General features: G+C 74.8%; 8 protein-coding genes. 4 read left to right on the top strand and 4 right to left on the bottom strand.

Going from position 1 to position 12,965, the window contains the following annotated elements:
• Window positions 1-90: 90 nt before the first annotated feature.
• The 3 genes from AB0E14_RS37485 to AB0E14_RS37475 all read right to left on the bottom strand — a co-directional run bounded on the left by AB0E14_RS37485 (window position 91) and on the right by AB0E14_RS37475 (window position 3,051).
• Entirely contained in the window at window positions 91-1,491 is a 1,401-nt protein-coding gene (locus tag AB0E14_RS37485; protein WP_362429262.1) for an MFS transporter, read from the bottom strand.
• Window positions 1,492-1,631: 140 nt separating this feature from the next.
• Window positions 1,632-2,237, bottom strand: a complete 606-nt coding sequence (locus AB0E14_RS37480) for an NAD(P)H oxidoreductase (protein WP_362429259.1) — start codon at window positions 2,235-2,237, stop codon at window positions 1,632-1,634.
• Window positions 2,238-2,289: 52 nt separating this feature from the next.
• Window positions 2,290-3,051, bottom strand: a complete 762-nt coding sequence (locus AB0E14_RS37475; protein WP_362429256.1) for an SDR family oxidoreductase — start codon at window positions 3,049-3,051, stop codon at window positions 2,290-2,292.
• A 172-nt stretch (window positions 3,052-3,223) separates the two neighbouring features.
• Between AB0E14_RS37475 and AB0E14_RS37470 the strand changes: the two genes are divergently transcribed.
• The 4 genes from AB0E14_RS37470 (at window position 3,224) to AB0E14_RS37455 (ending at window position 12,143) form a co-directional block, all read left to right on the top strand.
• Complete coding sequence (locus tag AB0E14_RS37470) at window positions 3,224-6,490, top strand: BTAD domain-containing putative transcriptional regulator (protein WP_362429253.1); 3,267 nt, start codon at window positions 3,224-3,226, stop codon at window positions 6,488-6,490.
• 132 nt (window positions 6,491-6,622) lie between these two features.
• On the top strand, window positions 6,623-7,066 hold the full coding sequence (locus AB0E14_RS37465; protein ID WP_362429250.1) for a GNAT family N-acetyltransferase: 444 nt from the start codon (window positions 6,623-6,625) through the stop codon (window positions 7,064-7,066).
• The gene (locus tag AB0E14_RS37460) at window positions 7,063-8,340 is read left to right on the top strand and encodes an MFS transporter (protein WP_362429247.1); all 1,278 of its coding nucleotides are present in this window, start codon (window positions 7,063-7,065) and stop codon (window positions 8,338-8,340) included. Before AB0E14_RS37465 ends, AB0E14_RS37460 begins: the two co-directional genes overlap by 4 nt.
• Before the next feature lie 125 nt (window positions 8,341-8,465).
• Complete coding sequence (locus AB0E14_RS37455) at window positions 8,466-12,143, top strand: S8 family serine peptidase (protein ID WP_362429244.1); 3,678 nt, start codon at window positions 8,466-8,468, stop codon at window positions 12,141-12,143.
• A 141-nt stretch (window positions 12,144-12,284) separates the two neighbouring features.
• Here AB0E14_RS37455 and AB0E14_RS37450 read toward each other — a convergent pair.
• On the bottom strand, window positions 12,285-12,965 hold a 681-nt coding region (locus AB0E14_RS37450; RefSeq protein ID WP_362429241.1), incomplete at its 5' end, for a carboxyl transferase domain-containing protein.

Genomic DNA, 12,965 nt, shown 5'->3' with positions numbered 1-12,965 from the left:
CGATAGCTCCGCTATCGAGACGCTCCGGCGCCTTGCGATGCACCGCACCAGACGCCGCGGCCTGTCCGGCCCTGATCCACCGGACAGGCCCTAGGACGCGTCCGAGGAGATCCGGGGGACGCCCCGGAGCAGGGCGAGCACCAGGACCGCCGTCAGCAGGGCGAAGCCCGCGCTCAGCGCCGACGCCGACTGGAGCGCCGTGGTGAACGACTCCCGGGCCGCCGTCAGGAGCCCCGCGTCGCCGAGCGCCCCCGCCGCGCCCAGCGACTCCCGCGCCGCCGCAGGGGCGTCCGACGGGATGCCCGCGCGGTAGACCGCGGCCGCCACGCTGCCGGTCACCGCGATCCCCAGGGCCAGGCCCAGGTCGTACGCCGTCTGGCCGGTCGCCGCCGCCGCGCCCGCCTTCTCCGGCGGAGCCGCGCCCACCGCGAGCGCCGTCCCCAGGACGCTGATCGGGGCGGCCCCGAACATGATCACCGTAAGACCCAGGGAGGCCACGACCACCCCGGTGCCCAGGGCGACGGCCGCGTACCCGGTCAGCGACACCAGCACCCCGCCGGCCAGCACGTACGCGGGACGGAAGCGGCGGGCCAGCGGCGGGGTCAGCTGCGAGCCGGCGATCAGCCCCGCCGCCCCCGGCAGCAGCCACAGCCCGGCCGCGAGCGGAGAGAGCCCCGCGACCGCCTGGAGGTACTGCGGAACCAGGTACTCCACCCCGTTGAGCGCGGTCATCCCGAGCAGCAGCGTGAGCAGCGCTCCGGTGAACGCCCTGCTGCGGAAGAGCCGCAGGTCGAGCAGCGGGGTGGCGAGACGGTTCTGCCGGCGGACGAAGAGGGCCGTGAAGGCGGCGCCGGCGGCGAAGGCGGCGCCCGTCCCGGCCGTCGGGCCGTGCGCGGCCAGCGACTTCACCCCGTACACCAGCGGCAGCACCGCGAGCAGGAAGAGCGCCACGCTCGCCAGGTCCAGTCGGCCCGGGCGCGGATCGCGGTACTCGGGGAGCAGCACGGGCGCCGTGACCAGCGCGACCAGCATGACCGGCAGCCCGATCAGGAACACCGACCCCCACCACCAGGACGCCAGCAGCACACCGCCGACGACCGGGCCGATCGCGAGGCCGACGGAGAGCGCGGTGACCCACATCGCGATCGCGGTGGCCCGCTGCCGGGCGTCCGCGAACATGTGGCTGATGAGCGCGAGCGTCGAGGGCAGGACGGCCGCCCCCGCCACGCCGAGCAGGGCGCGGGCCGCGATCAGCGTTCCGGCGTTCGGCGCGTACGCGGCGAGCAGCGAGGCGAGCAGGAAGCCCGCCGAGCCCGCCATCAGGAGCCGCCGTCTGCCGAGCCGGTCGCCGAGCGTCCCCATGACCACGAGGGTGGCGGCGGTGAGGAAGCCGTAGATGTCGGTGATCCACAGCAACTGGGCGCCGCTGGGCTGCAGATCGGCCGCCAGGTACGGGGTGGCCAGCCACAGCACCCCGAGGTCCGCCGTCATCAACGTGACGGGCAGCAGGAGGACGGCGAGTCCCAGCCACTGCCGGGCACCGGCCCGTGCGGGCGCCGCCCCGGCGCCGGTGTCCGCGGTGCTCGTGCTCGTACTCGTACTCGTACTCGTGTCCGCGTCCGTGTGCGCGCTCATCGCGACAGTCCTCCGTCCAGTGCCGCGCCGGCCTCGGCCAGCAGCTCCCGCACCCGCTCCGGGCGCAGCTCCTTCGGTACGCCGGACAGCTCGGTGCCGTACACGATCCGCACCGAGGAGTCCCTGATCCCGCAGTACTCGGAGACCCCGACGCGCAGTTGGAGGTCCACGACGGATTCCAGGCCCAGCTTCTCGATCTCCTCCCGCGGGTTGCCCATCAGCGCCAGCCACACCATCCGCTTGGCGGCCAGGCGCGGCTTGCTGCGGCCGTAGGCGAAGCCGTAGTTCCACACCCGGTCGATCCAGCCCTTCAGGACGGCCGGCGGCGCCATCCACCAGACCGGGAAGACCACGACGAGGTCGTCGGCGGCCAGGACGCGCTCCATGTGGGCGTGCACCTCGGGGGTGTACCGCTTCTCCCGGTCCTCCCAGTCCGGCTCGTCGGCCGGACCGAGGACGGGGTCGAACTCCTCGGCGTACAGGTCGAGTACGTCGACGGTGCCGCCCGCGCCCGTCAGCCGGTCGTGGGCGAGCGCGGCGACCTGGGCGGTGAGCGAGTCGCGGCGGGGGTGGGCGTGGACGAGCAGGGTGTGGCGGGCCATGACGGGTTCCTTCCGGTACTTTCCGGTGCCTTCCGAGGGGGGTGGGGGTGGTTCAGAGGCCGAGACCGGAGCCGCCGCTCGCGTCGATGTTCTGACCGGTCACCCAGCGGGCGTCGTCGGAGGCGAGGAAGCCGACGACGTCGGCCACGTCGCCCGGCTGCCCGACACGGTCGAAGACCGAGAATCCCGCGGCGTGCGCCTTGGCGGCCGGGTCGGCCATCCACGGGTGGATGTCGGTCTCGATCGTGCCGGGGGAGACCGCGTTGACGGTGATGCCCCGGGAGCCGAGGGTCTGGGCGAGGGTCAGGGTCAGCACCTCGACGGCGCCCTTGGAGGCCGCGTAGGAGGTCATGCCGGGGAACGCGACCTTGGTGACACCGGAGGAGATGTTGATGATCCGGCCGCCGTCGCGGAGCCGGCCCAGGCCGTGCTTGACGATGAAGAAGGGCGCCTTGGCGTTGACCGCGAACACCCGGTCGTAGTCGGCCTCCTCGACCTCGTCGATGGTGCCGGGGCCCGCGATCCCGGCGTTGTTGACCAGGATGTCGACGCCGTCGGCGTGCGCGTCGAAGGCGGTCCAGAGGGCCTCGGCGTCGCCGGGGACGCCGAGTTCGGTCCGCAGGGCGAAGGCGGCGCCGCCGGCCCGCTCGATCGCCGCGACGGTCTCCTTCGCGGCCGTCTCGTTGCTCGCGTAGTGGACGGCGACGCGGGCGCCGTCGGCGGCGAGGCGGAGGGCGATCGCGCGGCCGATGCCCCGGCTGCCGCCGGTGACGAGGGCGGTCCTGCCGGTGAGGGGGAGGGAGGTGGTGGACATGAGGTGCTCCTCTGGGTCGTCTTCTCGGGCCGTTCGCCGGGCCGTTCGCCGGGCCTTTCCGGCTGACGAGGACGACTCTGCGGGGCGGCGGTTCGGGTTCGGCCCGGGTCCGGTTCGGGTCCTGTTCGGACGGTGTTACGGCCCAGGTCGGGCCGGGGGTTACGGTGGCGGCATGCGATTCGGGGTGCTGGGGGAGACGGCCGTACGGACCGAGGACGGGCGGCCCGTCCGGGTCCCCGAGCTGAAGGTGCGGGCGCTGCTGGCCTCGCTGCTCGTCGACCCCGCCCGGCCCGTCGCCACGCACCGGCTCGTGGACGACCTGTGGGGCGACGAAACGCCCGGCAACCCGGTGCGGGCGCTCCAGGCCAAGGTCTCCCAGCTCCGCCGCGTCCTGGAGGAGGCCGAGCCCGGCGGTCGGGCGCTCGTCGCCTCCCGCGCGCCCGGCTATCAACTGGTCCTTCCGGCAGGGGCATTGGACGCCGACCGGTTCGCCGCTCTGGCCGCACGCGCGCGGGCCGAGGCGCGCCCTGGGCCACGGGCCGCGCTCCTCGCCGAGGCACTGGAGCTGTGGCGGGGGCCCGCGTTCGCGGACTTCGCCGACGAACCCTTCGCCCGGGCCGCCGCGAACCGGCTGGAGGAGGCGCGGCTCGTCGTGCGCGAGGAGCTCGCGGAAGCCCGCCTGGCGACCGGCGAACACGCACTGCTTGCCGCCGAGTTGGCCGAACTCGTCGAGCTGCATCCGCTACGGGAGCGGCTGCGCGCCGCCCATCTGCGCGCCCTCTACCGCGCGGGCCGCCAGAGCGAGGCCCTCGCGGGCTACGAGTCCCTCCGCGCGCGCCTCGCCGAGGACCTGGGCCTCGACCCGAGCCCCGAACTGGTCGCCCTCCAGCGGGCGATGCTCCGGCAGGACCCCGCGCTGAGCACGGATCCGGCGGCCCCCGAGGCAGCCGCGCCGCCGTCCGCCGCGCCGACGGCGGACGTGCCGATGGCGGACGTGCCGATGGCGGACGTGCCCCCGGCCGGCGAGGTCCGGGGAAACGTTCCCGTGGCGCTCGCCGGGCTCGTCGGGCGGGCGGCCGCCCTCGCGGAGGTGCGCGGACTGCTCACCACCCGGCGGCTCGTGACGCTCACCGGACCCGGCGGCGTCGGGAAGACCCGGCTCGCCGTGGAGGCGGCCCGGGAGGTGCGGGAGGACTTCCCCGACGGCGCGTGGCTGGTCGAACTCGCGGGCGCCCGGGGCGAGCTGGCCGAGGTCGTGGCCGCCGCACTGGAGCTGCGCGACGACGGCGCCTGGGGCCACGACCCCGAACGCCCGCGCGGCGGCGCCCGGCGCCTCGCCGACGTGCTGCGGGGCAAGCGGCTCCTGCTCGTCCTCGACAACTGCGAGCACGTGATCGACGAGGCCGCCGCGCTGACCGAACTGCTCCTTCGCACCGCGCCCGGCCTGGTCGTCCTGACGACGAGCCAGGAACCCCTGGCCCTCGCGGGGGAGACCCTGTGGGCCGTACCGCCGCTCAGCCCCGACAGCGCCGTCGAGCTGTTCACCGCCCGCGCGGTGGCGGCCGCGCCCGGGCTCGTCCTCGACGTCGAGGGCCGCGCCGCCGTGGCGGCCGTCTGCCGGCGCCTCGACGGCATCCCGCTCGCCCTGGAACTCGCGGCCACCCGGGTCCGCGCCCTCGGCGTCCACCGGCTCCTGGAACGGCTCGACGACCGGTTCCGGCTGCTCAGCGCCGGACAGCGGGGCGCGCCCGCCCGCCAGCAGACCCTGCGCGCCGTCATCGACTGGAGCTGGGAGCTGCTGCCCGAGCCCGAACGGACCGTGCTGCGGCGGCTCGCCGTCCACGCGGAGGGGTGCACCCTGGAAGCCGCCGAGGAGGTCTGCGGGGGCGAGGAGATCGCGGTCGAGGACGTGTTCGACCTGCTCGCGCGGCTGGTGGACCGCTCCCTCGTCGTCGCCGTCGACGGCAAGGACGGGCCGCGCTACCGGCTGCTCGAATCCGTCGCGGCGTACTGCCTGGAGCGGCTGGCGGAGGTGGGTGAGACCGACGCCGTACGGGACCGTCACCTCGCCCACTACACGCGCCTCGCCCGCACCGCGGAGCCCGAGCTGCGCGGGCACGGGCAGCGGGAGTGGCTGGTGCGGCTGGACGCCGAGAGCGGCAATCTGCGCGCCGCCCTCGACCGGGCCGTCGAGCACGGAGCGGCGCGGGAGGCCCTCGGTCTCGTGGACGCGCTCGCCTGGTACTGGGTGCTGCGCGGCCGCCTCGGCGAGGCGGTCCGCTCGGCGACGGCCGCCCTGGGGACGGCGGGCGGCGAGGCCCTGCTCCGCGCCCGGGTCGAGGTCTGGCGGACCGGCTGCTCGGTCATGGGCGGCAACGGCACGGACCGCAGGCGGCGGATCGAGACCGCGCTCGGGGAGCACGACGCCGTGGCGGGCGGAGCCGCACCCTGGCCCCGCTGGTTCCTGGCCCACGCGCTGTGCGGGACCGGTGACCAGGGGGAGGGCGAGGCGCTCACCGGAGAGGCGCTCGACGGGTTCCTGGCCCTCGGCGACCCGTGGGGAGAGGCCGCCGCCCAGGCGGACCGGTCGGTGCAGCGGCTCCTCAGGGGCGACCTGGCCGGGGCGGAGTCGGACGCGACCGCGTCGGCCGCCCTGTTCGAGCGGCTGGGCGACGCGTGGGGCGGGCTCTGGTCCGTCTATCCGCTGGCCACGGTGGCCGAGGTGCACGGCGCGTACGCGCGGGCCGCGCGGCTCAAGCAGGCAGGCCTGGAGACCGCGGAGGCCCTGGGGATCACGACCGAGGTGCCCGATCTGCTGTCGGGGCTCGGCCGGACCGCGCTCCTCATGGGCGACCTGGCGCAGGCCCGCGCCTACCACCGGGCGGGCCGGGAGAAGGCGATCGAGGTCGGCTTCCGGGCGGGCGAGATCAACGCGGTGCTCGGCCTGGGCCTCGGCGCGCGCCGCGCGGGCCTGCTCGACGAGGCCGAGGCGCACCTGCGGGAGGTCCTCGACTGGCACCGCCTCGTCGGGCTCGACGGCGCCAACGCGCTGATCCTCGCGGAGCTGGGCTTCGTGGCGGAGCTGCGGGGCGACGGCGCGCGGGCGTTCGCCCTCCACGAGGAGGGGTACGCGACGGCACTGACGACCGGGGACCCACGGGCCGTGGCCCTGGCCCTGGAGGGCCTGGCGGGAGCGGCGGCCCTGACCGGCCGCGCCGAGGCCGCGGCCCTCCTCCTGGGCGCGGCGGCCGCCCTGCGCTCCTCCACGGGCGCACCGCTCCCGGCGGCGGAGCGGGCGGACGTGGACCGGGCGGAGGCCGCGGCCCGCCGAACCCTCGGCGACAAGCCCTACGACGCCACCCACGCCCAAGGCGCGACCACACCACCGCAGACAGCCGTCGCGCAGGCCCGTGCGGTCATGGCCGCACCCGTCCCGTGAAGCTCTGTTCGTCGTACGGCGACATCCCGGGGGAGGTCCGCTCCTCCCTCCGGGGCCGCACCCACCCTCGGTGAGGACCCGCTCCAGCCATCCGTAAGGACCCGTTCCCACCCCCGCCCCTATACTCACCCCATGTCCCTCTCCATTCGGCGGGCCACCGCCGACGACTCGCGGCGGCTCAGCCGGCTCGTGCGGAAGTCCGGCGCCTACCGGGGTGACTACGCCGCCATGGTCGACGGCTACACCGTCGGAGGGGCCTACATCGAGCACCACCCGGTCTTCGTCGCCGTCGACGGGGACGGCAGGGTCCTCGGGTTCTACGCCCTGCTCCTCGACGAGGCCGAGCTCGACCTCGCCTTCGTCGCCGACGAGGCGCAGGGGAGGGGCGTCGGGCGGGTGCTCATGGACCACATGCGGGAGCAGGCCAGGGCCGCCGGGCTCGGGTCCGTACGCGTCGTCGCGCATCCGCCCGCCGAGGAGTTCTACCTCAGGACCGGAGCCCGCCGCAGCGGCACCGTCGAGCCCGCGGGACGGATCCACTGGGCCCGTCCCGAGCTCCGGTACGAGCTCGCGTGACCGCCACCGACCAGGCCGACCGCCGCCGCGTCTTCGCCGACCTCACCCCGCTCCGTACCTCCGCGCACTACCGCCGCCTCTGGTTCGGCAACACCGTCTCCTGGGTCGGCCAGGGCATGACCGCGCTCGCGGTCTCCCTCCAGGTGTACGAGATCACCCGCTCGCCGTTCTCCGTCGGGCTCGTCGGTCTCTTCTCGCTCGTGCCGCTCATCGTCTTCGGGCTCTACGGCGGCGCGATCGCCGACACCGTCGACCGCCGAAAGCTCGGCCTCGCCAGCGCCACCGGCTCCGCCGTGCTCTCCGCCGCCCTCGCCACGGCCGCGTTCGCCGGCTTCCACCACGTCTGGTTCCTGTACGCGATCGTCGCCCTGCAGTCGGTCTGCGCCGCGCTCAACTCGCCCGCCAGGACCTCGATGATCCCGCGCCTGCTCCCCGCCGAGCAGCTGCGCGCCGCCAACGCGCTCAACTCGATGACGATGACCTTCGGCACGCTCGTCGGCCCGAGCCTCGGCGGGCTCATCGTCGGCGTCGGCGGCTTCCAGACCGCCTACCTCATCGACGCCTTCGCCTTCTCCGCCGCGCTCTACGCGATGTGGCGGCTGCCCTCCATGCTCCCCGAACGGACCGGTGCGATGGGGGCACCCCCGGCCGGAGGTTGGGGGAGGGCGTCCGTCCTCGACGGGCTGCGCTTCCTCGCCACCCGGCCCAATCTGCGCATGACGTTCTTCTCGGACTTCTGCGCGATGATCCTCGCCCACCCCCGCGCCCTGTTCCCCGTCGTCGCCGTCCTCTGGTACGACGGCGACGCCACCACCACCGGCCTGCTCGCCGCCGCGCCCGCCGCGGGGGCGCTCCTCGGCGGGGTCCTCAGCGGCTGGCAGGGCCGCATCCGCCACCACGGCCAGGCGATCCTGCTCGCCGTCGCCTGCTGGGGCACCGCCATCGCCGTCTTCGGGCTCACCCGCGAACTCTGGCTCGGTCTTGTCCTGCTGGCGCTCGCCGGGTACTCCGACACCGTCTCCATGATCTTCCGCAACACGATGATGCAGGTCGCCGCCCCCGACGAGATGCGCGGCCGGCTCCAGGGCGTCTTCATCGTCGTCGTCGCGGGCGGTCCCCGGCTCGGCGACTTCCTCGCCGGCTCCGTCGCCGATCTGACCTCCCCGGCCGTCGCCATCACCGGGGGCGGTATCGCCTGTGTGCTCGCGATCGGGGCACTTGCCCTGTACGGGCGGGGTTTCCGCCGTTACGACGCGCTCAACCCGACCGCCTGACCTGGCGGTTGGCCGCCACGGCACATAGCCGCCAGTCCACGCCGTGTTCAACGGCCGTCCACCGGAACAGACTCCTCGCGGTACCCGGAGCCACCCCTTCCCCCGGGTGTCGAGGAGTCACGTCGATGATCAGACCTTCCGCAGGAGGAAGGGCCGGGCTGCTCGCCGCCGGCATCTCCCTGGTGCTGCTCGCCGCGGGGCAGACCGCCGCCGCCGGGCCGGCCACCGCGCCCGCCGTACCCGACACGTTCACGAACGCCGCAGCGCGGAGCGCCACCGTCACGCTCGTCACCGGCGACCGGGTCACCGTCACCGAACTCGGCGGCGGGAAGAAGGCCGTCACCGTCGACCGGGCGAAGGGCGCCACCGGAGCCGTACGCAGCGAGATCGCGAACGGCCGGGTCACCGTCGTGCCCGACGAGGCCCGCCCCTACCTGGACTCGGGCGTCCTGGACGAGCGGCTCTTCGACGTCAGCGGCCTCATCGAGCAGGGCATCACCGACGAACTCCCGCTGATCGTCACCCACGGCAAGGGCGCCCGCGCCGCCGCGCCGCGCGGCACCGAGACCGTCCGCGCCCTGCCGAGCATCGGCGGCGCGGCGGTGGAGGCGACCGACCCGGCCGCGTTCTGGCGCTCGTTCACCTCGACCGCCCCCCGGGCGGCGGGCGGCGCCGGCAAGGTCTGGCTGGACGGCCGGGTCGAGGCCGCCATGGCCGAGTCGAACGCCCAGATCGGCACCCCCAAGGCCTGGGAGGCCGGGCTCACCGGCAAGGGCGTGAAGGTCGCCGTCCTCGACACCGGCGCCGACCTCGGCCACCCCGACCTCAAGGACCGGGTGAGCGAGTCCAAGTCGTTCATCGCGGGCGAGGAGGTCGCCGACCGCAACGGCCACGGCACGCACGTCGCCTCCACCGTCGGCGGCAGCGGGGCCGGTTCGGAGGCCAACGCGGAGAAGGGCGTCGCGCCCGGCGCGACCCTCGCCGTCGGCAAGGTCCTCAGCGACGAGGGCTACGGCAGCGACTCCGAGATCATCGCCGGCATGGAGTGGGCCGCCAAGGACATCGACGCCAAGATCGTCTCGATGAGCCTCGGTTCGCGCGAGCCCAGCGACGGCACCGACCCGATGGCCCTGGCCGTCGACGCCCTGTCGGCCGAGACCGGCGCGCTCTTCGTCATCGCCGCGGGCAACAGCGGCGCCCCCGGCTCCATAGGCTCGCCAGGCGCCGCCGACTCCGCGCTGACCATCGGCGCCGTCGACTCCACCGACCAGCCCGCGTACTTCACCAGCCAGGGACCGCGCTTCGGCGACCAGGCACTCAAGCCCGACCTCTCCGCGCCCGGCGTCGACATCCTCGCCGCCCGCTCCCAGCTGGTTTCCGGCTCCGGCCTCTACACCGCGATGAGCGGTACGTCGATGGCGACCCCGCACGTCGCCGGTGTCGCCGCGCTCCTCGCCGAGCAGCACCCCGACTGGACCGGCGCGCAGCTCAAGGACGCCCTGATGTCCTCGTCGAAGACGCTCGCCGACTCCGCGTACGCGCTCGGCGCGGGCCGGGTCGACGTGGCCGCCGCGATCACCGCGGACGTCACCGCCACCGGCTCCGCCGACCTCGGCTTCTTCTCGTGGCCGTACGAGGCGAACAAGCCGGTCGTGAAGACCGTCACGTACACCAACCACTCCGACGCGGCGGTCGAGCTGGACCTCGCCGTCGAGGGGATGCCCGACGGCGCCGCGACCCTCGCCGACAGCACGCTCACCGTCCCCGCCCACGGCACCGCGTCGACCACGGTCACCGGCGACGGAGCCAAGGCCCCGGTCGGCAAGACCTCCGGCCGGATCGTCGCCTCCGCCGCCGGCGCCCCCGTCGCGCACACCGCGCTCGGCCTGGTGAAGGAGGAGGAGCGCTACACCCTCACCGTCCACGTCAAGGACCGTGACGGCGCCCCGACCCCGGCCCACCTCGGCGTGCAGCGCCTCGCCGCGGGCGAGGACCCGTTCCCGGCCGCCGTCGGCGAGTCCGGCACACTCGAACTGCGCCTGAGGCCCGGCACGTACACCGTCTCCTCCTTCCTCGACGTCCGCGGCTCCCAGGGCAAGGACTCCCTCGGCCTCGGCTTCCTGACCGACCCGGAGATCGTCCTCGACCGCGACCGCGCGATCACCCTCGACGGACGGCAGCTGAAGGAGATCCGCGCCGAGGTCGAGCAGCGGACCGAGACCCGTCAGCTCCTGATGGAGTTCGACCGGGAGGCGAACGGCGCCTCCTACGGCGGGGCAGTCCAGCTGCCGGTGAAGTACGACTCGATCTTCGCCGCCCCCACCCGCAAGCCCGCCACCGGCACCTTCGAGTACCGGACCGTCTGGCGCCTGGGCAAGCCGCTCCTGGAGGCGAGCGCCGACGGCCGCCGGCTCTCCGGCGCCACCGTCCAGCCGGGCACGACCATGCTGGAGGGCACCAGGCGGCTCGGGCTCGTCGACGTCGGCACCGGCACGGCCGCCGAGTACGCCGGCAAGGACGTGAAGGGCAAGGCCGTCCTGGTCCGCGCCGGGGCGCTCACCCCGGCCGCCGTCGCGCAGCTCGCCCAGGACGCGGGCGCCGCCTTCCTCTTCGTCACCGACGACGCTCCCGGCCGGCTCAACACCTGGTTCGGCACGGAGGCGTACGAGACCAGGCCGCTGGCGGTCGCGACCGTCAACGCGGCCGACGGAGCGCGGCTCGCCGAGACCGCCGCGCGCAAGAGGACGGTCGAGCTGACCGGCACGCGCTTCACCCCGTACGTCTACGACCTCTCCGAGGGGCACCCCGGCGCGATCCCGTCCGACCTCGTCTTCCGGCCCGAAGAGGACGAACTCGCCACCGTCCGCTCCACGTTCCACATGCCCACCGGCCGCAAGGAGGCAGGCGGCGAGTTCCGCTACTCGATCACCGACACCTTCCCCATCGGCTTCGGCTTCAAGGAGCACATCGCCTTCCCGGCCGAGCGCACCGAGTACGTCTCCACCGGGCGCGGCCAGGGCTGGCACGAGTCGGTCGACCTGGGCGACTCCCTCGAACAGCGCGCCGGCACCCTCTCCTACCGGGGCGACTCCACCACGCACCGCGAGTGGTTCAAGCCGGTCTGGCACCCCTGGCTCGGCACCGGCCTCGGCTGGGGCCAGCAGCGCTCCGGCAACAACCTGCAGTTCAACACCCCCGGCTGGGGCGACTCGGGCCCGGACCACACCGGCTTCGGCAACGTGTGGGGCGACGACTCGATGACCCAGTTCACCGAGGTGTACGTCAACGGGACGCGGGTCGACCGCAGGATGAGCTCCGGCGCCTACGCCTGGGACGCACCGGCGGAGGAGGCGACCTACAAGGTCGTCACCGACACCACCCTGGACCCGGCGCGCTGGCGGCTCTCCACCAAGGGCCACGCCGAGTGGACCTTCCGCTCCAAGGAGACCCCCGCCGACCGCTCGACCTTCCTCCCGCTGATCAACCTCGGCTTCGACGTCGACACCGACCTCAACGGCGATGTCAGGGGCGGCGGCCGGGTGGAGGTCGGGATCTCGGCCGAGTACGTCGAGGGCGCGACGACCGGCACCGGCCGGATCGGCGGCGGCACGCTGGACGTCAGCTACGACGACGGCAGGACGTGGCAGAAGGTCACGCTTCGGAAGTCCTGGCACGGCACGTCCTGGACCGGTGAGCTGCGGGTGCCGCGCGGCGCCGCGTACGTCTCGCTCCGGGCGGGCGCGTCGGACGACCGGGGCGGCGCGGTGAAGCAGGAGATCATCCGCGCGCTCGGCGTGAAGTAACCCCACCGTCCGGAAAGCCGGACATCGATGCCCGGCACGGCCTCCCGCCGTGCCGGGCAATGTCAGCTTCTGCGCGGGCGACGGACCCAGGGCCTCTCGTCCGGCCCAGGGCCCTGCCCGGATTCGCGGCCCGAGGCCCCCTCACTCCGAGGGGGCCTCGGGCCGTTCCTCGTCCCGCCCGACGATGCCGCGCACCACGCCCAGGTCCACCAGGTCCTGCGGGCGCAGCCGGAGCTGGTCGGCGGTGACCGGGGCCTGGTCGGGGGAGCGCTTGAGGATGGCCGAGGCGAGTTCGGGCGCGATGACGGAGAAGTAGCCGTCGGGCGTGGTCCAGGTGGCGTCCGGCGCGGCCAGCGCCAGCGCCCCGCCCGAACCGCCCTCGCCGACCAGGAGCGAGGTCACCGGGACCCGCGCCTCGGCGACCGCGGTGAACGCCTCCGCGATGGCCGGGCCCGCCCCGGCCCGCTCCGCCTCGGCGTCGTTGGCGGCGCCCGGGGTGTCGATCAGGGTGAGCACGGGGATCCCGAGCCGGTCCGCGAGCCGGATCAGCCGGGCGGCGGTCCTGAACCCCGCGGGCCGGGTCGCGGAACCGTCCTGCGCCGCGTACGCGACCGCCCGGCCCTCGTGCAGCCCGATCCCGCACTCCACACCCGCGTCCACGCCACCGGCCCGGTCGCCGCGCACGGCCTCCCGGGTGCTGAAGTACGCGTCCAGATAGGCCCCGGCGCGCGGCTGGCCCGCGTCCCTGGCCCGGACGACGGCCTCCCAGCCGGTGCCGGGCGGCGCGGCCTCGGTGAGCGCGCGGGGCGGGGGTGCGGGAGC

Origin of the sequence: Streptomyces sp. NPDC047981 (genome assembly GCF_040653315.1) — a bacterium.
In the GTDB taxonomy this organism is placed as follows: Bacteria; Actinomycetota; Actinomycetes; order Streptomycetales; family Streptomycetaceae; genus Streptomyces.
This window is presented reverse-complemented; position numbering and strand designations above follow the sequence as displayed.